This window comes from Psittacicella hinzii (assembly GCF_003585935.1).
Lineage (GTDB): Bacteria > Pseudomonadota > Gammaproteobacteria > Enterobacterales > Psittacicellaceae > Psittacicella > Psittacicella hinzii.
On the sequence record NZ_NRJG01000206.1, the window covers coordinates 1 to 1,113 of the forward strand.

The 1,113-nt window shown below is 37.0% G+C and carries 1 protein-coding gene; it reads left to right on the forward strand.

Going from position 1 to position 1,113, the window contains the following annotated elements; translation table 11 throughout:
- Positions 1-356 precede the first annotated feature (356 nt).
- Positions 357-1,113: ProQ/FINO family protein (locus CKF58_RS08195; protein ID WP_222987778.1), on the forward strand; the 757-nt coding region annotated here is incomplete at its 3' end.

Here is a 1,113-nt window from a genome sequence, read left to right on the forward strand (position 1 = left end):
CACTTAAACCCAACCATTATTTATCAAATGGTTATTACAACGGTTTTACTATACAAATCGCAATTCCTGATTAAGCATAAAAAACTTGTAATTACAAGCGTTTTTATAAAAATATTCAAAAATTAGTATTCTCAAATAGAAAACTGCGATCCGTGACAACTTTTTTATATTAAACTAAAATTTTGATTTTTTTGTAGTATATAATAAAGATGTTATTTTTATTTTCATAAACAAAACGCAGAAAATTCTACTTTCATATATTAGCTACTGAAATTTTTTCAGCAGTAATTTTAATATTGAGGTAACAATACCCCCACTAGAATTAATCTGTTTTCATTTTACAGGGATTATTTTATATGTCAGAAGAGAGAAAAGCCTTTACTCCTCGCGTTAAGAGTCAAAGCAGACCAAGCAACGGCAGCTCTACAGGCCGTAAGTTTTCAGGTTATCGCCCAGTTTCTGTAGGCGGTAAAGCTGGTTTTAATGGTAAACCAAGCCGTGGTCCAGTACGCGGAGGTCGTACAGGCGATAAAAAACCATTTGGTCGTCGCCCATTATCTCCACAAGAACGTAAAGTACAATTAGAGAAACAACAAAAACGCGAACGTATTGAACAAACATACGAAGCATTACACGCTAAATTCCCTCAAGCGTTTGACCGCAACAATATTAAACCTTTAGCAGTTGACGTGCATAAAGAATTATTTGCTATTGCAACTGAAGAAGGTCCATTACGTAAATCTCTAATCCGTCATTTCTTAGCACGTTACATTCGTAACGAAGCTTACCATGAAGCTGCATTAAAACACCAAAAACGCTTCAACTTACAAGGTGAAGCGGTAGTTGATTTAACAGCTGAAGAATTAGAATATCACCGTTCAAACATCAAACCAAAACCACAATTTACTCGTAAACCAGGCTTTGGTGGTAAAAAACCAGGCTTTGGCGGTCGTCGCCCAAGCGCACCAAACCGTGGTGGTCGCCCACAAAGCGGTTTCCGTCGCCCAGCGTTTGCAGTAGGACAAAAAGTTCTTGCTGGTGACAAACGCACTGGTGTAGTTAAAGAAATCATCGGAGATAAAGCTCGCGTAACTTTAGATAATAATATTACAT